Raw genomic sequence first — 20735 nt, forward strand, 5'->3', positions numbered from 1 at the left:
GTGCTTCGCACTGCGATGCGAGCGCTTTCGGGCGGCCGTTCAGCGCTCTTTGGGAAGTCTCCGTGCTTCGCACTGCGATGCGAACGCTTTCGGGCGGCCGTTCAGCGTTCATGGGATTTGCTCCGCAGCTCGCTGTACAGGTAGGGCACGACCAGGGCCGCGACCGTCATCAGCATCACCATGGCACTGGCCGCGCCCAGGCCAATCTGGCCACGCGTGAAGCTCATGGCGTACATGAAGGTCGCGGGCACGTCGGTCGCGTACCCCGGCCCCCCCGCGGTCAATGCCATGACCAGGTCAAAACTCTTGATGGCCAGATGCGACAAGACCATCAACGTGGAAAACACCACCGGCCGCAGCGCCGGCAGCACGATGCGCCAGTAGATGCGCGGCAGCGACGCGCCGTCGATCTGGGCCGCCTTGATGATGCTGTCATCAATGCCGCGCAGGCCCGCGAGGAACAACGCCATGGTGAAACCGGCCGACTGCCAGACACCCGCGATCACCACGCAGTAGATGGCCATGTCGTTGTCCACGAGCCAGCCGAAGCTGGCGCTTTCCCAACCCCAGTCGTGCAGCAGCTTCTCCAGGCCCAAGCTGGGGTTGAGCAGCCACTTCCAGACCGTCCCCGTCACGACGAAGGACAGCGCCATGGGGTAGAGGTAGACCGTGCGGATGAACCCTTCGGCACGGATCTTCTGGTCCAGCAAGATGGCCAGCCAGATGCCCAGCACCATGGAGCCGCCCACGTAACCGAAACCGAAGATGACCAGGTTCTTCAGCGCCACCCACCAGCGGTCCATCTCCCAGAGCCGGGCGTATTGCGCCAGGCCCACGAATTCGTAATTGGGCAGCATGCGCGAGACCGAAACCGACAGCACGCCGTTCCAGATCATCAGGCCGTAAACAAAGGCCAGCCCCAATACCAGACCCGGTGCCAGGACCAGCTTGGGCAGCCATTTTTCCAATCGATCAGTCACTCGCACAAGCTTCACACGTCCCTACAAAAAAACCGGGGAAGAGCCCATGGCTCTTCCCCTGGCCCTCATTCAACCCAGCGGGTTTTTACCACCAGATTTCGTACTGCAGACCCACGATGGTCTGCTTCTTCAGCGCGTCGCCCTTGTCATCCGTGCCGAACGTGTCCGCGTTGGCCGCCGCCGCCGCGGTGTTCCAGTTCGCCATGGTCACGTACAGGCGCAGTTCAGGACGCTTGTAGAAGCCCGGCCCGCTGCTGAGCGTGGGGGCAATCGTGACCTTGTTCAGCGTCTGGTCGTCGCTGCCATCGCGGGTGCGCTTCGTCGAGGCCGCTTCCAGCAGGAGCTTGAAGTTGTTGGTGAAGGCGTAGGAGACGCGGCCACCGAAGGTCAGGTCCTTGGTTTCCACGTCATTGCCGTCATCGGGCTCGCTGGTCTGATAACCCACCAGGGCCTGGCCACCGAAATTGCCAACCTGCCAGTCGATGGAATCAGCGACGCGGCTCACCTTGGCCCCCACCACGGTCGCGGCTGCGGCTGCCGCACCCGCGGCGTCAGTGCCTTGCTTGAGGTCCACGAACTTGCCCTGGATGTTCGCCAGGCCGCTGGAGGTTTGCAGGTACAGGCTGTTCTTCACCGAGCCGAAGCCCTGGTTGTACAACAGCGAGAAGCCGCTACCGCCGTTCTTCTCAAAGCCGGTGGTGCTGACGCTGGTCGCCACCAGTCGGAGCTTGCCGCTGTCGTTGACCGGGAAACCGACATCCAGGTTGACCTTGCTGGCCGAGGTGCCCTGGGGCAGCTTGGCGTCGAACTTGTCACCCGAGGAAACGGTCACCGCGACGGTGGCCGGGCCAACGGCCCAGTCCTGCACGCCGCCACCCTGGTACTCGCCCAGGTCCAACAGGAAGTTGTCGACGATGTGCACGTCCTGAATGCGCAGGCGGCGTTGGCCGACCCAGAACTTGGCCTCGGGCGCGAAGTCCAGACCCCAGATTTCGCTGTAAGCCTGCACGGTCTTGATGCCGCCGCCCCAGTTCTCAGGCATGTAGCCGAACTTGTACTTGACGCCGTTGTCCGCGTCGAAGGTTTTGCCGAGGAAGAACTCGTAGCCACCTTGGGTGCCCTCGTTACCGAGGCGATAGCCCTGCAGATCACCGCCCAGGCTGAAGCCGCCCGTGGAGTCGGTCTTGGCGTCGATGTTCTTGTCCGACTTGAACACCGGGCCGCCGCGGCTGTAGCCGGTGAATTCGATGCCAGAACCGAGATCGGCCGCGCTGGCCGCGGTGAGGGCGGCCAGGCTGGCCGCCGCGATGAGGGCGCGTTTGTAGATCATGTTGTCTCCTATTTATTGTTTCGAGGGTTGGGGGAAAGGGGCTCAGGGCTTGGCGCGCGCGGCGGCCAACAGGCGCTTGACGCCGTCGTCCACGCTGATCTTGTCGTCGTTCCAGAACTGGCTCACCAGGTCCTTGATCGCGCCTTCGGTGGCGGGGGCGATGGCCATGCCATGCGCGACGGACGGGACGAGGCCGCCGTTCTTGGCGGTGGCCACGAAGTCCTTGCTCGACAGCTTCGCGCAGTCGTCGAACTTGGCCATGGACATGTTCAGGCGAACTGGGATGGAACCCTTGTTGAGGTTGAACACTTCCTGGAAGTCCGGGCTCATGATCGCGGCGGCCAGTGCAGCCTGGGCTTGTTGGGCACCTGCGTCCTTGAGCTTGAACATGGCGAAGGAGTCCACGTTGAAGGTGAAGGCGTTGGCCGTGCCCGGCGCGGCGGCGCAGAGGAAATCCTTGCCCGGCTTCTTGCCCGCGGCGATGAACTCGCCCTTGGCCCAGTCACCCATGAACTGGAAGCCGGCCTTGCCCTGCATCACCATGGCGGTGGCCAGGTTCCAGTCACGGCCTGGCGCGGCGCTGTCGGTGTAGCCCTTGATCTTGCGGAAGGTCTCGAAGGACTTCTTCATCGTGGCCGAGTCGATGGCCTTGGGGTCCAGCTTGACCAGCGCGTCCTGGTAGAACTTGGCGCCACCGACGCCCAGCACCACCGATTCAAAGGTGGTGAAGTCCTGCCAATTCTGGCCGCCATGGGCCACGGCGATGAAACCGGCCTTCTTGATCTTGTCGGCCGCGGCGAAGAACTCGTCGTAGCTGGTGGGCATGGCGGCAACGCCCGCCTTCTTCAGCACTTCGGGGTTGGCCCAGACCCAGTTCACGCGGTGCACGTTCACCGGGGCCGCCACGTAGGCGCCCTTGTACTTCATGACGTTGGCCACGACGCCGGGCAGCAGTGTGTCCCACTTCTCGGCCTTGGCCACTTCGTCCAAATTGGCCAGCACGCCTTCCTGTGCCCATTCCTGGATGGCCGGGCCCTTGATCTGCGCAGCCGCGGGCGGGTTGCCCGAAACGACGCGGCTCTTGAGCACGGTCATGGCGTTGTCGCCGCCGCCGCCGGCCACGGCGAAGTCTTTCCAGGTGTGGCCCTTGCCGCTGATGATTTTCTTGAGTTCGGCGGCCGACTTGGCCTCGCCGCCCGATGTCCAGTAATGCAACACTTCAACCTCGGCCGCGAGGGCCAGGTTGACAGACAAGGCCATGCCGCAGGCCAGCAGAATTCGATGGAGTCTCATGGTGTGGTCTTTCTTGTAAGTTGTCAGAGGGTCCCCTGACTCCGATGTCAGAGTCATTAATTTTTTATTAATTAAACAATTCTAACGATCCGTATTTACCCCGGGCCGCATGCGTGCGGACCTTGCATGCCTGCGGACCTAGAATCGCGCATGCTCATCCGTTGCCTCTCACTGCTGCTCGCCTTTGGCTTGGCCCTGCCCACGCACGCCGCGAACGAATGGAGCGGCAACGGCGGCTTCTGTCTGTACCCCTTGCCAGAGGACGGCGGCAAGCGGCGCTACATCAATCTGAACATCGTGCAGTACGTCGAAGTCGACAAGGATGAACTCAAGATTGTCTATGGCGGCGGGGCGCTGGGCTCGGGTTATGACATCAAGCTGGCGCTGAAGACGCCCGATGAAGGCAAGGCATTGCTGGACGAACTGAGCCGGGTTGCGCGCAACTGCGCCGCCAAATAAGCCAGGCCCCGCGGGGCAAGCTCAGGGTTTTGCCAGACACGCGGCTGGGCCAGCCGCACGCACAATCGGCCCATGCCTGAACTTGAAAGCAGCGAGCCGCAAGCGTCCCGCGCGGTCAAGGCTCTCGTCGCCCTGCAACTCCTCGCGGTGCTGGCGGGCGCCTTGTCTTTTTTATTTCTTTCACCCTCGGCGGCACGGGCTCAGCCAGGCAGCCTGCCCTTGGTCGAGGCCATCGTCTGGCTGTTGGCCCTGGGCACCGGTCTTTGGAGCGCCAACGCGCTGCTGCAGGGACGCATCGGCGTGGTGGAGCTGATCTACATTGACGCCGCCGTGCTCGCCACCGCTTGCGCCGCGCTGTCCTTGGTCGACGAACACCGTGTCTTCAAGCCTTTGCCCATGCTGTTGGCGCTGGCCTGGACTTCACGTGCTTGGGCGCTGGGCCGATTGTCCAAAGGTTCGGCCCTGTTGCTGTTCCTGGCGCTGGCCTGCTCCTTGGTGGGCGATGTTTTTCTGATGCTGCCAGGCGCGTATTTCCTGCCGGGCTTGCTGAGTTTTCTGCTCGCGCACCTCGCCTACCTCATGCTCTTTCGGCGCGGTCAAGCCTGGTTCCCTAGCCGACCGGCACTGGCCCTGCCGCTGTTGCTGGGTGCCGTGGTGTACGTCGGCCTCTGGCGCCACGGCCTGCCGCAGGCCCTGCGAGGTCCGGTGGCGGGCTACGTGCTGGTGATCACCTGCATGGCGGCTCAAGCACTGGGCCGGGCCGTGACGCGGCGCACCCCAGGCCCCTTGCTGGTGGGGTTGGGCGCCGTTTTTTTCATGCTCAGCGACAGCCTGCTGGCGGTCCATCGATTCGCCATGCCGCTGCCGCTGGCCCCGCTGTGGGTGCTGTCCAGCTATTTCATCGCGCAATGGCTGATCGTGCGGGGCTGGCTGCGCGAACCGGACTGACAACAACGGAACATCGAAAGAGCGGCATGACCGCCGCTCACCCTCACGCCCCAAACAGTCCCACGTCCGGGGTGCCGGGCAGCGAGGCCTGCACCTGTGGCGGCGCCACGCCGAGATGGCGGTAAGCGGCCAGCGTGGCCACGCGTCCACGCGGGGTGCGTTGCAAAAAGCCCTGCTGGATCAGATAGGGCTCGATGACGTCTTCGATGGTGCCGGCTTCCTCGCCGATGCTGGCGGCGATGTTGTCCAGCCCCACGGGCCCTCCATCGAAGCGATGGATGACGGCTTCCAGCAGCTTGCGGTCCATGACGTCGAAGCCTTGCGGGTCCACGTCCAACATGACCAGGGCCTTTTGCGCCATCTCCTGCGTGATGTGGCCCGCGCCTTTCACATCGGCATAGTCACGCACGCGGCGCAGCAGGCGGTTGGCGATGCGCGGCGTGCCGCGCGAACGGCGCGCGATCTCGCTCGCGCCGGCATCGTCCATGGGCGCATTCAGCAGTTTCGCGCTGCGCGTGACGATGCGCGTCAGCTCCTCGGCGGTGTAGAACTCGAGCCGCGCCACGATGCCGAAGCGGTCGCGCAGGGGATTGGTCAGCATGCCCGCGCGCGTGGTCGCGCCGACCAGGGTGAAGGGTTGCAAGTCGAGTTTGATGCTGCGCGCCGCCGGGCCCTCGCCGATCATGATGTCGATCTGGTAGTCCTCCAGCGCGGGGTAGAGGATCTCCTCGACCACCGGTGAAAGTCGGTGGATCTCATCGATGAAGAGCACGTCGTTCTTCTCGAGGTTGGTCAGCAGGGCGGCCAGGTCCTTGGGCTTTTCGAGCACCGGGCCGCTGGTCTGGCGCAGGTTGACCCCCAGTTCCTGCGCGATGATGTGCGAGAGCGTGGTCTTGCCCAGGCCGGGCGGACCGAACAGCAGCACGTGGTCCAGCGCCTCGCCGCGCTTCCTGGCCGCGCCGATGAAGATTTCGAGCTGCTCGCGCACTTTCAGCTGGCCCACGTACTCGTCCAACAGCTTGGGCCGCAAGGCGCGCTCGATGACCTCCTCCTTCGGAGAAGCACTGGCGGCGGACACCACGCGAGGCGTGGGCATGAAATCGTCGGTCTGAATGGTCATGGTGACTGTGTCGCTGGATTATCCGTTTGATTCCCGCCAGACCCTCGGGCTGCCGCGGGCTGAGGGGCCCCGTCCGAGCATCGCCTTCGGTGTCCGCACCGCCACTGGGCATGGAAAACAGAAATCCGCCCAGAACCTACCGCGCGCGCATCATTTTGAACCATTTGGTCAAAAATGATCACAAACAACTACTTAAGCCATTGATTTAAAACAATTTATTGACTGGCATGGTATCTGCTTGGTGTGCTCCATCATCCTCCGGCCGATCCCGGTCGAGGCAGCAGTCACCCCACTCACAGCGAGGCATCCCATGAACGTCGGCGTCTTCATTCCCATTGGCAACAACGGCTGGCTGCTGTCCGAAAACGCACCGCAGTACAAGCCCACGTTCGAGCTGAACAAGCAAATCACCCAGGAGGCCGAGCGCTACGGCATGGACTTCGCGCTGTCCATGATCAAGCTGCGCGGCTTCGGCGGCAAAACCGAGTTCTGGGATCACAACCTGGAAACCTTCACCCTCATGGCCGGCCTGGCCGCCGTGACCAGCAAGATCAAGCTGTTCGCCACCGCTGCCTCCCTGGTCATGCCACCGGCCATCGTCGCGCGCATGGCTTCCACCATCGACTCCATCTCCAACGGCCGCTTTGGTCTCAACCTCGTGACCGGCTGGCAACGTCCCGAGTACTCGCAGATGGGCATGTGGCCCGGTGACCAGTTCTTCTCCACCCGCTACCAGTACCTCTCTGAATACATCCAGGTGCTGCGTCAGCTCTGGGAAACGGGCCACTCCGACTTCAAGGGCGACCATTTCAAGATGGACGACTGCCGCCTCAGCCCGCAGCCGCAGGCGCCCATGAAGGTCATTTGCGCCGGCCAGAGCGACGCGGGCATGGCCTTCTCGGCCCAATACGCCGACTACAACTTCTGCTTCGGCAAGGGCATCAACACCCCCACCGCCTTCAAGCCCGCGGCCGACAAGCTGATCGAGGCCACGGCTCAGACCGGGCGCGAGGTCACGACCTATGTGCTGATGATGGTCATCGCCGACGACAGCGACGAAGCCGCCTTCGCCAAGTGGGAACACTACAAGGCCGGCATTGACCATGAGGCGGTGGCCTGGATGGCGCAGCAGGGCGCGGCCGACACCAAGTCCGGCGGCGACACCAATGTGCGCCAGATGACCGACCCCACGACGCCCTCGGCGGTCAACATCAACATGGGCACCCTGGTCGGCTCCTACGCCAGCGTCGCGCGCATGCTCGATGAGATGGGCGAAGTGCCCGGCACCGAGGGCGTGCTGCTGACCTTCGACGATTTCGTGACCGGCGTGCGGGCCTTCGGCGAACACATCCAGCCCCTGATGAAGACCCGCACCCATGTCGACAGCCCCGTGCCCTCGCGCGTGCGGGCCGAGGCACTCGCCGCCTGAGGAGCGCGAACATGACCGCACTCAAGACGAACCAAACCCTGAGCTCCACCACGCCGGTGGGCATCCCCGCGCCAGCGGGCGCGCCCCCCGCCTGGGTGCTGCCCGCGCGGCCCGAACCCCTGCTGCTGCAGCCGAGCAACACCGCGCTCATCGTGGTCGACATGCAAAACGCCTACGCCTCGCTGGGCGGCTACGTGGACTCGGCCGGTTTCGATATCTCGGGCGCGCAAGGCACCATCGCCAGCATCGGCCGTTGCATCGCGGCGGCGCGCCAGGCCGGCGTGCTGGTGGTGTACTTGCAGAACGGCTGGGATGCGCGTTACGTCGAAGCCGGTGGCCCGCAATCTCCCAATTACTACAAGTCCAACGCGCTCAAGACCATGCGCGCCAAGACTGAGCTGTCGGGCAAGTTCCTGGCCAAGGGCGGCTGGGACTACGAACTGGTCGACGCGCTCAAGCCCGCGCCCGGTGACATCGTCGTGCCCAAGCCGCGCTACAGCGGCTTCTTCAACAGCGCGCTCGACAGCACGCTGCGCGGGCGCGGCATCCGCAACCTCGTCTTCACCGGCATCGCCACCAATGTCTGCGTGGAGTCCACGCTGCGCGACGCCTTCCACCTCGAGTACTTCGCGGTCATGCTCGAAGACGCCACCCACCAGCTGGGCTCGCCCGAGATCCAAAAGGGCGTGGTCTACAACGTCGAGACCTTCTTCGGCTGGGTCGCCAACGTGGACGCCTTCTGCCAGACGCTGAAGAACTGATCGAGCCTTCCTCTCACCTCTCACCCCTCAACCCGACTGGAGAACCCCATGCCCCAAACCGCCATCATCCCGCCCGGCACCGGCGTGCCGCTCGCCCCCTACGTGCCCGGCACCCTCGCCGACGGCGTGCTCTATGTCTCGGGCACGCTGCCTTTCGACAAGGACAACAACGTCGTCCACGTGGGCGACGCCGCCGCCCAGACCCGCCATGTGCTCACCACCATCCAGGGCGTGGTGCAAGCCGCGGGCGGCACCATGGCCGACGTGACCATGAACCACATCTTCATCACCGACTGGGCCAACTACGCCAAGATCAACGCGGTCTACGCCGAGTTCTTCCCGGGCAGCAAGCCCGCGCGCTTTTGCATCCAGTGCGGTCTGGTCAAGCCCGACGCGCTGGTGGAAATCGCCACCATCGCCCACGTCGGCAAGAAGGCCTGAGCGCGATGCCGGTGCTGACGCACGAGGTGCTCGGGCCCGCCAGCGGGCCCACGGTGCTGCTGTCCTCGGGCCTGGGCGGCGCGGCCGCCTTCTGGCGCCCGCAGCTGGACGCGCTGCTCGGCGCGGGCTGGCGCGTGATCACCTACGACCAGCGCGGCACCGGCCGCAGCGGCGGCACACTGCCCGAGCCCTACCGCATCGCCCACATGGCGCGTGACGTGGTTGAGCTGCTCGACGCCACCGACACGCCGCACTGCCACCTCGTGGGCCATGCGCTGGGCGGCCTGGTGGGCCTGCAGCTCGCACTGGACGCGCCGACCCGCGTGGCCAGCCTGGGGCTGGTGAACGCCTGGTCCCAACCCAATCCGCATTCCGCGCGCTGCTTCGACGCCCGGCTGGCGCTGCTGGCCGCGGGCGGCGCACGCGCCTACTGCGAAGCGCAACCCATCTTCCTGTACCCGGCGGCCTGGTGCGCCGAACACCCTGAACGCGTGCAGGCCGAGGTGGAGCACGCCATCGCGCATTTCCCCGGCGAGACCGTCATGCGCCAGCGCATCGCCGCGCTGCGCGCCTTCGATTGCGATGCGGCCTTGCCCGGCATCAACATTCCCGTCTGGATCAGCGCCGCGCAGGACGACGCGCTCGTGCCCTGGACCTGCTCACGCCGCCTGGCGGACCGCTTACCCCAGGCCCAACTGCACACCGTGGCGCACGGTGGTCATGGGCATAGCGTGACCCAAACCGAGGCCTTCAACACCCACTTGCTCGCTTTCCTCGCGCGGCAAGTCCCCACCAACGCCTGAATCCCATGCGACATCCCCTGGACACCAACGCGCTGGCTGCTCTGTACACCGAAGCCCGCACCCACAGTCACTGGACCGATGAGCCGGTCCCCGACGAGTTGCTGCACCGTCTCTACGACCTGACCCGCCTCGCGCCGACCTCGGCCAACAGCTCGCCAGGGCGCTTCGTCTTCGTGCGCACTCCCGAAGGCAAAGAGCGCCTGGCGCCTGCGCTGTCCAAGGGCAACCTGGACAAGACGATGAGCGCACCGCTCACCGTGATCGTGGCGTGGGACATGGCGTTTTACGAGGCCCTGCCCCGGCTCTTTCCCCACGCGGACGCGCGCAGCTGGTTCACGGGCAGCCCCGCCGCCGCGCATGAAACCGCTTTCCGCAACAGCAGCTTGCAGGCGGCCTACCTGATCCTCGCGGCGCGCGCGCTGGGACTGGATGCGGGTCCGATGTCCGGGTTCGACAAGGCCAAGGTGGACGCGGCCTTTTTCGCCGGCACCACCTGGACCACCAACCTGCTCGTCAACCTCGGTCATGGCGATGCCAGCCGCGTGCAAGAGAGGCTGCCGCGCCTGCCGTTCGACGAAGCCTGCCGATTGGTCTGAAAGCCCTTTTGCAAGGAGTCCCCATGCAAGCCACCGCCGCCGCCGTCACCCGCGCGGAATTTCGCGACGCCATGGCCCGTCTGGGCGCCGCCGTGCACATCGTCACCACCGACGGGCCGGCCGGGCGCGCGGGTTTCACCGCCTCCGCCGTGTGCAGCGTCAGCGACGAACCGCCCACCTTGCTGGTCTGCCTGAACCGGTCCGCATCGGTCTACCCCACCTTCCAGGCCAATGGCGTGCTGTGCGTCAACGTGCTCGCGCCGGACCACCAAGCCTTGTCCACCCTCTTTGGCGGCAAGACCCCGATGGACGAGCGCTTTGCCGCCGCCCAGTGGCACCGCCTGGAGACCGGTGCGCCGCGGCTGCACGACGCGGTGGTTTCATTCGACTGCCGGGTGCAGCGCCACAGCGCCATGGGCACGCACGATGTGCTGTTCTGCGAAGTGGTCGCGCTGTCGATGGGCGAAGCAGCGCAAGGCCTGATCTACTTCGACCGGCGTTACCACGCGCTCGGCCCGGCACTCTGAGCCACGCGCGGCCCGCGCGTGGCTCAGTGGCTCAAACCACCGAGGCCTTGGCCACGTCGTTCGGGATGTGCGCGTGGCGATCGTCGGGTGCCGCCGTGACGATGGAGTCCAGCGCGGGCTCGGGTTTGCGCAAGCGGGTGACGTCGGGGCGCGGACGACGCAGGGCCGGGTCGCGCGCGAAGGCTTGCTCCATGGCCTTGGACGCCGCCAACAACGCCAGGTCGCCCCGGAAGCGGCCCGTCACCTGCAAGCCGAAGGGCATGCCTTTCTCGTCGACGCCACACGGCAGGGCGATCGCGGGGTGCGTGGTCAAGGTGACCACATAGGTCAGCGCCAGCCAGCGGTAGTAGTTCTCTTGCGGGCGGCCATCGATCTCGGCCGCGTAGGGCACGGTCCAGGGAAAGGGCGACACGGGCGTGGTGGGCGACAGCACCAAGTCGTAGTCCTCGAACACTTTCTGGAAGCGCTGCACGATGCGCGTTTGCTCCGTCTGGGCCCAGGCGGCATCCAACAAGCTCATGCGCATGCCCATTTCGTAGTTCGCGCGCGGATGGGGGCCCAGCCGCGAGGGGTCGCGCTCGTAGGTTTCGCGCATCCCGGCGACGAAGGCTTCGGCACGCAGCACGTCAAAGCAGCGGTGCACCTCGCCCAACTCGAACTTCACTTCGTCGCAGGCCGCGAACAGCCCACGCACCCCGGCGATGCGCGCGCGCAGGGCACGCCGCACGAGAGGATCGACATCGCACGCACCAAAGTCCTCGGTCCAGGCCACGCGCAGGCGTGAGAGATCGACTTCGGGCAGGTTCAGGAACGCCGACGCGTCAAGCGGGTGGCTGAGCGGGTCGCCCGCGTGCGGGCCCGCCGTCGCGGCGAGCTGGAGGCAGGCATCACCCACGTCGCGCCCCATCGGACCCACCACCGAGATCGGCGAGAAACCCATGGGCTTGCGCACGCTGGGCACCACGCCGGGCGAGGGCCGCATGCCCACCACGCCGCACTTGGCCGCCGGAATGCGCAAGGAGCCGCCGGTGTCGGAGCCGGTGCACACCGGCAGCAGGTCCAGGGCCAGCGCGGCGGCAGAACCGCCAGAGGATCCCCCGGCGTTCAGATTGGGGTTGAAGGGATTGCCCGTTGCCCCCCAAACCGGGTTGCGGCTGTTTGCGCCCGCGCCCATCTCCGGCACATTGGTCTTGCCGACCACGATGGCGCCGGCCGCGCGCAAGCGGCGCACCAGTTCAACATCACGCGAGGGCACGTTGTTGCGCAGATTGGGCGTGCCTTGCGTGGACAACAGCCCGGCGGTGGGCTCCAAGTCCTTAACGCCCAGGGGCAAGCCATGCAGCAGGCCGAGCGGTTCGCCGCGCAACACGGCGGCTTCGGCGACGCGCGCCTCGGCGCGCGCGCGCTCGTACCAGGTCGCGGTGATCGCGTTGACATAGGGGTTGAGCTGCTCGATGCGCGCGATGCAGGCTTCAAGCAACTCAACCGGCGAGAGCTCGCGCGCGCCAATGAGGCGGCGCAGCTCGACGGCGGAAATCTCGGTGATGGAAGTCATCGATCAAGCGTCAGTCGGCCTGGATGTTCGCGCGCTGCGCCACTTCGCGCATCAGGGGCATTTCCCGTGCGATCTGGGCGGCCGACGCGGCGGCTCCAGCGAACGTGGGTTCGGCCCCCTGCGCGGCCAGGGCCTCCTTGGCCTCGGCCGTGGCCAGGATCTTGGCGATGGCTTTTTCGAGCTTCCCAAGCACTGGCGCTGGCGTGCCCTTGGGGGCGACCAACATGATCCAGGTGTCGGCGTTGATTTGCGGATAGCCCGCTTCGGCGAAAGTCGGCACATCCGGCAGTTGCGAGGAGCGCTTGGCCGAAGTGACCGCGATCGGCTTGACCTTGCCTCCCTTGACCTGCGGAATGGCGGCCGTCACCGTGTCGAAGGAGAACGGTATCTGACCACCGATCAAGTCGGTCATGGCCGGTGCACTGCCCTTGTACGGCACGTGCAAAGCCTTGGCGCCCACCGCGTGCAAGACGATCTCGGCCGTGAAGTGCGAGGTGGTGCCGCTGCCAAAGGACGCATAGGTGTACTTGTCCGGCGCGGCCTTGAGGGCCGCGACGAACTCCTGCACCGTGCTGACCGGCTCGTTCTTGTTGGCCAGCAGGATCAGGGGAATGCGGGCGACGATGGCGATCGGGTCAAAACTCTTGACCGAGTCGTAAGGCAGGTTGGAACGGATCGCCGGATTGGCGGTGAAGGTCGAGCCCGAGCTGACCAGCAGCGTGTAGCCATCAGCGGGCGCCTTGGCCACGTAACCCGCACCCACGGCGGTTCCCGCGCCTGGCCGGTTGTCGATCACCACGGGCTGACCCAAGTCGTCCGACAGGCGCTTGCCGATCAAGCGGCCAATGGTGTCGGAGCTGCCGCCGGGCGGGAAGGGAACCACCAGCGTGATGGGACGCGACGGCCAGGCAGCCTGTGCCAGCGCAGTCACGGGAGCCGCCATCGACAGCACCAAGGCCGTGAGCGCGCAGACCACGCCTGCCGCGCGGCGCGCGGCGTGAGAAACAGCGTGGGGACGATCAATGGAACGGGAAGCGTGCATGGGTGAGTGCCTTTCAGGTTCGGTACAGCCTCATGGTAGAAACGCAGCATGCATGCAGCAAGAACAATGGAATTAAAGTTACGTTGCTGAAATCGCAACGATTGAAACGCGCCATGGCCTCGACTTCACGCAACCCGACCACCCGCCCGGCCCGGACCGGCGGTGGCCGTCGGCCGATCAACCCTCGCGTGCTGCAGGAAGTCTCCCTGCGCTACTTCATGGAAGTGGCTCACGCGGGCTCGGTGACCGAGGCCGCCGCCCGGCTGGAGGTGGCGCCCTCGGCGGTCAGCCGCCAGATCGCGCGGCTGGAACGCGAACTGGACACCTTGCTGTTCGAACGCCGCGCGCGCGGCATGACATTGAACTCCGCGGGCGAGTTGCTCGCCGCCCATGCCCGCCGCACCTGGCTGGACATTGAACGCGTCACCGACGAGATCCTGGCGCTGCGCGGCCTGCGCCAGGGGGATGTGCGCATCGCCGCCACCGAGGGTTTCGCCTATGACTTCTTGCCCGCCCTGGTGGCCGATTTCCAGACTGAGAGCCAAGGCATACGCTTCACGGTGGACATGTGCGTGGCCAGCGAGGTGGCCCGGCGCGTGCGCGAGGGCGCGGTCGATATTGGCGTGACGGTCAGCCTCGCCTCGGAGCGAGGACTCAACGTCGAATTCAGGCACCCTTCGCCCATCCTCGCGGTGATGGCGCCCGATCACCCGCTCGCAAAACGGCGCCAAGTCTCGCTGGCCCAGGTGGTGGCCTACCCTTTGGCCCTGCCCGCCCCCGCCTCCACACTTCGGCAATTGCTGGACATCAGCTGCACGCGCCAGGCACTGGCGCTCGACCCCGTGGTCACCAGCGATCACCTCTACCCGCTGATTCAGTATGTGGCGCGTTCACGCGCGGTCACCTTCTGTGGCGAGATCGCGCTGCGCCCCCAGTTGCAAGCCAAGACGGTCGCGGCCGTCGCGCTGCGTGATCGGGAAATGAACGAACGCTACTTCGAGGTGCAGACCATGGCGGGCCGGCACCTGCCCGAGGCGGCGCGCGCCTTCATCAACCACCTGCGAGAGACGGTCAGACACCACTTCTGACCCACCTTGCGTTGCGGATCACGCAACGCACGATTCAGGCCCGCCTGTCTTGTGGCGGCAGCGGCACGCGGAATAATTGCCCATACCCAAATCAGACCTTTCCGCATCTCACCGATCCCACCGACATGACGTCCGTCTCAGAACTCCCCTTCTCCAAAGTCCGCCGCGCCGCTGGCCTGGTCTTCCTCTCTGGCGATCTGCCCATCGCGGCCGATGGCAGCGTGCCCGAAGGCATCGAGGCACAGACCGCGCTGACCTTGCAGCGCATCGCGGCCACGCTGCAAGGCGAAGGCCTCACCCTGGCCGACGTGGTGTCGGTCACCGCCTACCTGGTGGACCCAGCGGACTTCGCGGGCTTCAACCGGGTCTACGCGCAAACCTTCGCGTCGCCGCGCCCGGTGCGCACCACCGTGCGCGCGGACCTGATGCTGCCCAAGGCGCTGCTTGAACTCACCGTCATCGCCAGCCAGCAGCCATGAGCCCGACCACCGTGATCGTCCTGGGCGCCGGCATGGTCGGCACCTGCACCGCCTTGCACCTGCAGCAGCGCGGACATGCCGTCGTGCTGGTGGACCGCCGAGGCCCGGGCGAGGAAACGTCGTATGGCAACGCCGGCATCATCCAGTGCGAGGCCGTGGAGCCTTATCCATTTCCGCGCGAGTTGAAGAAACTGTTGCGCGCCGCCTTCAAGCGCGGCGGCGACGTGAACTACCACTTCTCCGCGCTGCCCGTCATCGCGGGCCCGCTGGCCCGTTATTGGCACAACTCGGCCCCCGCGCGCTACCCGGCCATCGCTCAGGCCTACGGCCGCCTGTCCGACCATGCCATTGCCGAGCACGCGCCGCTGATCGAGGCGGCCGGCGCGAACGACCTGGTGCGGCGTGAAGGCTACCGCTGGGTGTTTCGCGATCCCGCGACCCTGGAGGCCGCGCTGCGGGTGGCCGAGCGCGTCGCGCCCGAGCACGGTCTGCGCCATGCGGCGCTCACGCCCGGAGAACTTGCACGGGCCGAACCCGCGCTGCGGCAATCACTCGCTGGCGCCATCGACTGGCTGGACCCGTGGAGCGTGAGTGACCCTGGCGAGTTGGTCGCCCGCTACGCGGCGCTGTTCCTGCGCAGAGGCGGCCGCATCGCGCGTGGCGATGCAAGCACGCTGCGGCGTGGGGTCTCTGGCTGGGCCGTGCTCACCGACGACGGCGCGTTCAGCGCGGAGCACGCGGTGGTCGCGCTGGGCCCGTGGTCCGACACGCTGCTGCGCCCGCTCGGCTATCGCGTCCCGCTCTTCGTCAAGCGCGGCTACCACCGCCACTACACCGGCGCGGCCGGCCCGACGCGTGCCCTGCTCGACGCGGACCGCGGCTTGGTCATCGCGCCGATGAAGCGCGGCGTGCGCATCACCACGGGCGCGGAGTTCGCGCGTCGCGACGCGCCGTCCACCCCCTGGCAACTCACGCAGGCCGAAGCCGCCGCGCGCGAGCTGATCGACCTGCCCACGCCGGTGGAGGAGCAGCCTTGGCGAGGCGCGCGGCCCTGCCTGCCTGACATGAAGCCGGTCATTGGTCCGGCGTCGCAGCACCGTGGCCTCTGGTTCAACTTCGGCCACGCGCACCAGGGCTTCACCATGGGCGCCATCAGCGGCCGGCTGCTGGCCGAAATGATCGACGGCGATGCGCCACGGGTCGATCCCTCGCCGTATTCACCCGCACGGTTCGACTGAACGTTCAAGTCGGCGCGATGATGCCTTGCAGCACGAGCCGCTGCACGTTGTCGACCGCTTGCTCGAAGAAGACGGGATTGTCCAGGGTCTGGCCCGTGATGGCCTGCACCTGCACCGCGAAGTCGGCGTAGTGCTGGGTCAGCGCCCACAGGGCGAACACCAGATGGTGCGGCTCCATCGGCGCCAGCCGCCCCGCGGCGACCCAGGCGCGGATCACCTCGGACTTGGTGCTCACCAGGTCGCGCAGCTCGCGCGCCAGCTCGTCACGCAACAGGGGCGCGCCCTGAATCATCTCCAGGCAGAAAAGACGTGAGGCATCTGGGCGGTCGCGCGAGATCACGAGCTTGCGGCGGATGTAGGTGGCGATGGCCTCACGCGGGTCCTGCTCGGCCGTGAAACTGCGCAGCGGCTCCAGCCAGACCTCCAGCAAGTCGCGCAGCACCGAAACGTACAAGTCTTCCTTGTTGGCGAAGTGGTAGAGCAGGTTGCTTTTGGAGACACCGGCACGCGCGGCCACCTGATCCACCGTGGTGCCATGCAGGCCGTAGCGGGAGAACAAGCCCAGCGCCGCACCGAGGATGGCGCTGCGCTTGTCCTCGATCTGACGCAACCGCCGGCTGCCGGGCGCCGCGACCACGCGCGCGCCGCGCGCCCGGGATCCGTCGGCAAGCTCCAGGCGCTTGGGGGCTGGTTTCTTGGGGAGGGCCCCGCGCGACGCTGGCGCGGAGGACGCAGAACGTAGGGACTTGCGGGGCTCGGGCGTGGGCATGGCTGCGTTTCTCTCGGGTGACGCGGGGATGGCGCCACCACCCCCGCATCATGCATGAAGCAGACCGGACCGGACCAGCGCACCAGCGCAGCGCGCAAGCGCACCAGGCCAGCGCGCCGGACACCGCCGGATATTTGTCCAACTGGTCCAAAGTTGGCATGGACGTTGCAACACCACGGAGTCCGCCCGCGCGCCTCACCTTGGAGTCCGTCATGTCCGTGCTGAATGTTCCCGTCATAGACCTGGAGCCGTGGTTCGCGGGCACGCCCGAAGGCAAGGCCGCCGTGGCGCGCGCCGTTGACGAAGCCTGCCGGGGCATCGGCTTCCTGGTCATCACCCACCACCAGATCGACCCCGCGCTGATCCGGCGCGTGTCCGAAGCCTCGCGCCGCTTCTTCGCATTGCCACTGGCCGAGAAACGCAAGGTCGACCGCCCACGCGACGATGCAGTGCGCGGCTACAGCGCGGTGGGCGAGGAAGGGCTGTCTTACAGCCTGGAGGAAGCGGCCCCCGGCGACCTCAAGGAATCTTTCTCCATTGGCCCCAGCCACGTGCCCGATGACGATTACCACCGAGGCCCGGCTGCGGGGGCGCACTTCGAGCCCAACCAGTTTCCGGCGGGCATCGACGATTTCCAGGAAGCCTACGAAGCCTACTTCGCGGCGGCCAGCCATTTGGCGAGCGAGCTCATGCGCATGTTCGCCGTGGGTCTGGGGCTGCGCGAGACTTTTTTCGACGACAAGATCAACGAGCACATTAGCATGTTCCGCGTGCTGAGCTACCCCGCGCAGACCGAACCCCCGCTGCCCGGGCAGATGCGTGCCGGCGCGCACAGCGACTATGGCAGCCTGACCATCGTGCTGCCCGACGGCCCGGGGCTGCAAGTGTTCAACAAGGCGGGCCAATGGGTCGACGTGCCGCACATCCCGGACGCGTTCGCCGTCAACATCGGCGATCTGATGATGCAGTGGACCAATGACCAGTGGACTTCGACGCTGCACCGTGTCGTCAACCCGCCCTTCGATGACGCGATGAAGAACACGCGGCGGCAGTCCCTGGTGTTCTTCCATCAGCCCAACTACGACGCCATGATCGAATGCCTGCCCGTGTGCCTGGCCCCAGGCGAAGCGCCGAAATACGCGCCGGTGAGCTCGGGTGAGCACCTGACTTCCAAGTTCGTGAAGCAGACGACCTTCGGCGGCACCAAGGTCTCGGCCTGAGTCGGAGCACCGGCATGGCGCATCTCTCCTACGTGAACGTGTTCGCCAAGGACATCGTGGCCCTGTCGGGCTTCTACCAACGGGTGTTCGGCTTTGCCGAAATCGAGTCCATCCGTTCCCCCATCTTTCGCGGGCTGGACACCGGCAAGTCCAGCCTGGGCTTCAACGCGCTGGACGCTTACGAGCTGCTGCACCTGTCCGAGTTCTCCGACACACGGGGCGCAAAGTTCCTGCTCAACATCGACGTCGACAGCAAGGACGAGGTGGACCGCAGGGTGCCCGTCGCGATCGAAGCCGGCGCGGCGCTGATCAAGCCGCCTTATGTGACTTACTACAACTGGTACCAGTCGGTGCTGCTCGACCCCGAGGGCAATGTGTTTCGCATCAACTTCATGATGTGACGCAGCCCACCCGACCCGGTCGCGGCCGCTCTGCCACGACACCGTCATCCCCCACCCTCCACCTCCCCTGATCAGAAAGGCCTTCAGATGTTGCGCAAACTTCTTTCCATCGCCGCGGCCAGCCTCATGGCGACCGCCGCATCCGTCACGCCGGCGCTCGCGGCCGACGGCTACACCCTGCCCGGCAAACCGTCCATCGCGATGCTCTATTACGGCCCCAAGAACGACGGCGGCTGGACACAGGCCTTCGAGGAAGCGCGGGTCAAGATCGAGAAGGAACTCGGTTTGAAGATCAACTTCGTCGAGAACATCACCGAAGACGCCTCCGTCATCAAACCTGCGGCCGAGCGCTTCATCTCGCGCGGCGCCAACATCGTGATCGGCACCGCCTTCGGCCATTCCGACGCCTTCAAGGACCTGGCGGCCAAGTACCCCAAGGTCGCCTTCCTGAACGCCTCGGGCACCACCAATGGCCCCAACCTCGAATCCTTCTACGGCCGCACCTATGAAAGCCAGTACCTCTGCGGCATGGCCGCGGGCGCGGTGTCCAAGAGCGGCAAGCTGGGCTTCGTCGCGGCCAACCCCTTTGGCGTGGTGAACTGGACCATCAACGCCTTCGCCCTGGGCGCTCAGAAGATGAACCCCAATGCGACCGTGAACGTGATCTACACCGGCACCTGGAATGACCCGGTCAAGGAACGCGCCGCAGCCTCCGCCCTGATCGACCAGGGCGCCGACGTGATCGGCCAGCACGTGGACTCGCCCACGCCTCAGATCGTCGCGCAGGAACGTGGCGTTTACGGCACCGGCCACCACCGCGATCTGCGCCAGTTCGCACCCAAGGCCACGCTGTGCTCGTCGGTCTGGGTGTGGGACAAGTTCCTGGTCACCGAACTCAAGAAGATCATTGCTGGCGGCTGGAAACCCGAGCCCTACGGCGCCTTCATCCCGCTCAAGGACGGCGGCACCGACATCGCTGGCTTCGGCCCGGCCGTGCCCGCCGACAAGGCCAAGCTGATCCTGGCCGAGCGCGATGCTCTGCTCAAGGGCAAGCAGATCTACGCCGGCCCGCTGGCCGACCGCGACGGCAAGCAACGCGTGGCCGCAGGTCAGGTGCTGTCCGATGGCGACCTCTGGAAGATGGACTGGTTCGTCAAGGGCGTCGTGACGCAGAAATGAACAAGGCGCCGGCGGGGCATGCCCCGCCGAGCGCGCATGCCTCATGACCAACGCTCTGGCCCTGCGGGGCATCCGCAAGACCTTCGACGGTTTTCTCGCCCTGGACGATGCCCATTTCGAGGCGCGCTGGGGTGAGGTGCATGCCCTCCTGGGTGAAAACGGCGCCGGCAAGTCGTCCCTGATGAACATCGCCGCCGGCCTCTACAAGCCCGAGGCTGGCGAGCTGCTGGTGGACGACAACCCGGTGCGCTTGCAGGGGCCGCGCGACGCGGCCCGCCATCGCATCGGCATGGTCCACCAGCATTTCAAGCTGGTGCGACCGTTCACGGTCGCCGAGAACATCCTGCTCAGCCTGCCCGAGCCCGATGCGCCCGAAACTTACCGCCACCGGCTCGCGGCGGTGGAGGCCAGCGTGCGCGAACAGGCCCAGGCGCTGGGATTCGCCATCGACCCGCGCGCGCGCGTGGACCGGCTGTCGATCGCCGAACAGCAGCGGGTGGAAATCCTCAAGGTGCTGCTGGCGGGCGCCCGCATCCTGATCCTGGATGAGCCGACGGCGGTACTGACGGACGAGGAGTCCGCGCGTCTGCTGGACACCGTGCGCGCGCTCGCCCGCGATGGCGCGGCCGTGGCGCTGGTCACGCACAAGATGGCCGACGTCAAGGCGTACGCCGACCGCGTGACCGTGATGCGAGGCGGACGCACCGTGACCACGGTGTCGCCGGCCGAGGTTTCGGTCACGGACCTGGTGCGCTTGACCGTGGGGCCGGGCGTGGACACCGGGGACACGCCGCAGGGCCGCGCCAAGGCACAGCCACCGGGCGAGCCGCTGCTCATCGTCCGCGACCTGCGTGGCACGCGTGAGGGGGGACGGCCCGCGCTCGATGGCGTCACGCTCACGGTGCGCGCGGGCGAGATTTACGGCATCGCCGGCGTCGGCGGCAACGGCCAAAGCGAACTGGCTGGCGCCCTCATGGGCCTGCCGGGCGCCGTGGAAGGGGAGATCCGCCTGCAGGGCCAAGACCTGCAGGCCGTGCCGCCAGCGCGGCGTCAATCGCTGCGCATCGCGGCCCTTCC

General features: G+C 66.4%; 22 protein-coding genes. 15 read left to right on the top strand and 7 right to left on the bottom strand.

Features of this window, described 5'->3' with window-relative positions; translation table 11 throughout:
• Positions 1-101: 101 nt before the first annotated feature.
• From HGR_RS14835 to HGR_RS14845, 3 genes are all read right to left on the bottom strand, one after another.
• On the bottom strand, positions 102-980 hold the full coding sequence (locus HGR_RS14835; protein WP_039853803.1) for a carbohydrate ABC transporter permease: 879 nt from the start codon (positions 978-980) through the stop codon (positions 102-104).
• Positions 981-1065: 85 nt separating this feature from the next.
• Positions 1066-2310 carry a carbohydrate porin gene (locus HGR_RS14840; protein ID WP_006299167.1) on the bottom strand — a complete coding sequence of 415 codons (1245 nt, stop codon included), beginning with the start codon at positions 2308-2310 and terminating at the stop codon, positions 1066-1068.
• 42 nt (positions 2311-2352) lie between these two features.
• Complete coding sequence (locus tag HGR_RS14845) at positions 2353-3603, bottom strand: ABC transporter substrate-binding protein (RefSeq protein WP_039853800.1); 1251 nt, start codon at positions 3601-3603, stop codon at positions 2353-2355.
• A 150-nt stretch (positions 3604-3753) separates the two neighbouring features.
• Here HGR_RS14845 and HGR_RS14850 point away from each other — a divergent pair, with 150 nt between their 5' ends.
• The gene (locus HGR_RS14850; protein WP_006299172.1) at positions 3754-4062 is read left to right on the top strand and encodes a hypothetical protein; all 309 of its coding nucleotides are present in this window, start codon (positions 3754-3756) and stop codon (positions 4060-4062) included.
• Between the two features lie 72 nt (positions 4063-4134).
• Complete coding sequence (locus tag HGR_RS14855; RefSeq protein ID WP_006299174.1) at positions 4135-5010, top strand: lysoplasmalogenase; 876 nt, start codon at positions 4135-4137, stop codon at positions 5008-5010.
• Positions 5011-5053: 43 nt separating this feature from the next.
• Here the strand turns inward: HGR_RS14855 and ruvB are convergent, their stop codons facing one another.
• On the bottom strand, positions 5054-6130 hold the full coding sequence (gene ruvB, locus HGR_RS14860; RefSeq protein ID WP_006299176.1) for a Holliday junction branch migration DNA helicase RuvB: 1077 nt from the start codon (positions 6128-6130) through the stop codon (positions 5054-5056).
• 310 nt (positions 6131-6440) lie between these two features.
• Here ruvB and rutA point away from each other — a divergent pair, with 310 nt between their 5' ends.
• The 6 genes from rutA to rutF are packed head-to-tail and all read left to right on the top strand — an operon-like array spanning position 6441 to position 10687.
• Positions 6441-7559, top strand: a complete 1119-nt coding sequence (gene rutA, locus HGR_RS14865; protein ID WP_006299178.1) for a pyrimidine utilization protein A — start codon at positions 6441-6443, stop codon at positions 7557-7559.
• Positions 7560-7570: 11 nt separating this feature from the next.
• Positions 7571-8320, top strand: a complete 750-nt coding sequence (gene rutB / locus HGR_RS14870; protein WP_006299180.1) for a pyrimidine utilization protein B — start codon at positions 7571-7573, stop codon at positions 8318-8320.
• A gap of 48 nt (positions 8321-8368) precedes the next feature.
• Positions 8369-8761 (top strand): pyrimidine utilization protein C, encoded by a 393-nt coding sequence (rutC, locus tag HGR_RS14875; RefSeq protein ID WP_006299181.1) that lies wholly within the window; start codon positions 8369-8371, stop codon positions 8759-8761.
• A 5-nt stretch (positions 8762-8766) separates the two neighbouring features.
• Positions 8767-9564 (top strand): pyrimidine utilization protein D, encoded by a 798-nt coding sequence (rutD, locus tag HGR_RS14880; protein ID WP_006299182.1) that lies wholly within the window; start codon positions 8767-8769, stop codon positions 9562-9564.
• Positions 9565-9569: 5 nt separating this feature from the next.
• Positions 9570-10160, top strand: a complete 591-nt coding sequence (locus tag HGR_RS14885) for a malonic semialdehyde reductase (protein WP_006299183.1) — start codon at positions 9570-9572, stop codon at positions 10158-10160.
• A gap of 23 nt (positions 10161-10183) precedes the next feature.
• Positions 10184-10687 carry an NADH-dependent FMN reductase RutF gene (rutF, locus tag HGR_RS14890; protein WP_006299184.1) on the top strand — a complete coding sequence of 168 codons (504 nt, stop codon included), beginning with the start codon at positions 10184-10186 and terminating at the stop codon, positions 10685-10687.
• A 31-nt stretch (positions 10688-10718) separates the two neighbouring features.
• Here the strand turns inward: rutF and HGR_RS14895 are convergent, their stop codons facing one another.
• On the bottom strand, positions 10719-12242 hold the full coding sequence (locus tag HGR_RS14895; protein WP_006299185.1) for an amidase: 1524 nt from the start codon (positions 12240-12242) through the stop codon (positions 10719-10721).
• Between the two features lie 10 nt (positions 12243-12252).
• Positions 12253-13284 (bottom strand): Bug family tripartite tricarboxylate transporter substrate binding protein, encoded by a 1032-nt coding sequence (locus tag HGR_RS14900; protein WP_006299186.1) that lies wholly within the window; start codon positions 13282-13284, stop codon positions 12253-12255.
• 113 nt (positions 13285-13397) lie between these two features.
• Here HGR_RS14900 and HGR_RS14905 point away from each other — a divergent pair, with 113 nt between their 5' ends.
• The 3 genes from HGR_RS14905 to HGR_RS14915 all read left to right on the top strand — a co-directional run bounded on the left by HGR_RS14905 (position 13398) and on the right by HGR_RS14915 (position 16089).
• Positions 13398-14372: a LysR family transcriptional regulator gene (locus tag HGR_RS14905; protein WP_006299187.1), complete on the top strand. Its 975-nt coding sequence runs from the start codon at positions 13398-13400 to the stop codon at positions 14370-14372.
• Between the two features lie 125 nt (positions 14373-14497).
• Positions 14498-14851: a RidA family protein gene (locus HGR_RS14910; protein WP_006299188.1), complete on the top strand. Its 354-nt coding sequence runs from the start codon at positions 14498-14500 to the stop codon at positions 14849-14851.
• Entirely contained in the window at positions 14848-16089 is a 1242-nt protein-coding gene (locus HGR_RS14915; RefSeq protein WP_006299189.1) for an NAD(P)/FAD-dependent oxidoreductase, read from the top strand. The genes HGR_RS14910 and HGR_RS14915 overlap by 4 nt, the downstream gene beginning before the upstream one ends.
• Before the next feature lie 4 nt (positions 16090-16093).
• Here HGR_RS14915 and rutR read toward each other — a convergent pair whose 3' ends face one another.
• Entirely contained in the window at positions 16094-16858 is a 765-nt protein-coding gene (gene rutR, locus HGR_RS14920; protein WP_006299190.1) for an HTH-type transcriptional regulator RutR, read from the bottom strand.
• A 212-nt stretch (positions 16859-17070) separates the two neighbouring features.
• Here rutR and HGR_RS14925 point away from each other — a divergent pair, with 212 nt between their 5' ends.
• The 4 genes from HGR_RS14925 to HGR_RS14940 all read left to right on the top strand — a co-directional run.
• A complete protein-coding gene (locus HGR_RS14925; RefSeq protein WP_006299191.1) occupies positions 17071-18078 on the top strand; it encodes an isopenicillin N synthase family dioxygenase in 1008 nt (335 codons plus the stop codon).
• Positions 18079-18092: 14 nt separating this feature from the next.
• Positions 18093-18479, top strand: a complete 387-nt coding sequence (locus HGR_RS14930) for a VOC family protein (protein ID WP_006299192.1) — start codon at positions 18093-18095, stop codon at positions 18477-18479.
• An 87-nt stretch (positions 18480-18566) separates the two neighbouring features.
• Positions 18567-19658 carry a BMP family ABC transporter substrate-binding protein gene (locus HGR_RS14935; protein WP_006299193.1) on the top strand — a complete coding sequence of 364 codons (1092 nt, stop codon included), beginning with the start codon at positions 18567-18569 and terminating at the stop codon, positions 19656-19658.
• A gap of 43 nt (positions 19659-19701) precedes the next feature.
• The coding region (locus HGR_RS14940) for an ATP-binding cassette domain-containing protein (RefSeq protein ID WP_006299194.1) at positions 19702-20735 on the top strand (1034 nt) is incomplete at its 3' end.

The organism is Hylemonella gracilis ATCC 19624, assembly GCF_000211835.1.
GTDB lineage: Bacteria > Pseudomonadota > Gammaproteobacteria > Burkholderiales > Burkholderiaceae_C > Hylemonella > Hylemonella gracilis.